This window comes from Acidovorax sp. JG5, assembly GCF_017939685.1.
Classification (GTDB): domain Bacteria; phylum Pseudomonadota; class Gammaproteobacteria; order Burkholderiales; family Burkholderiaceae_C; genus Acidovorax.
The window spans coordinates 1-347 of record NZ_JAGKSE010000080.1; the positions used below are offsets into that span (position 1 = coordinate 1).

Consider the following 347-nt stretch of genomic DNA (forward strand, 5'->3'; position numbering starts at 1 on the left):
TGGCGCTCCACCGTGAACACGCCGGGCACATAGTCCAGCTTCTCGGCCACGTCTTCACCGATGCGTTTCATGGCACAGCCACAGGCGCAGGTGGTCGACTCGGGCTCGTGGCGGATCTCGCGGCGCGGCAGGTGGGCTGGCAGGCTCTGGCGTTTGGGCTGTTGCTTGGCCTCGGGGACTGCCGCAGGCGGCTGCAGGTGCTCGATCTCGATGGCGACCGCCGCCAAGTCGGCCTCAATCTCATCTTCAAGCAGGCTGCGCTGCTCGGCATTGAAGCGCTCGGACTGGGCGGCGAACTTCATGCGCTTCAAGAGCGCATTCTCGTGGGTGAGCTTGGCGTTGAGCGC

At 65.7% G+C, this 347-nt stretch carries 1 protein-coding gene; it reads right to left on the bottom strand.

What is annotated here, in order from left to right:
- On the bottom strand, positions 1 to 347 hold a 347-nt coding region (locus J8G26_RS19210; protein ID WP_210570865.1), incomplete at both ends, for an IS66 family transposase zinc-finger binding domain-containing protein.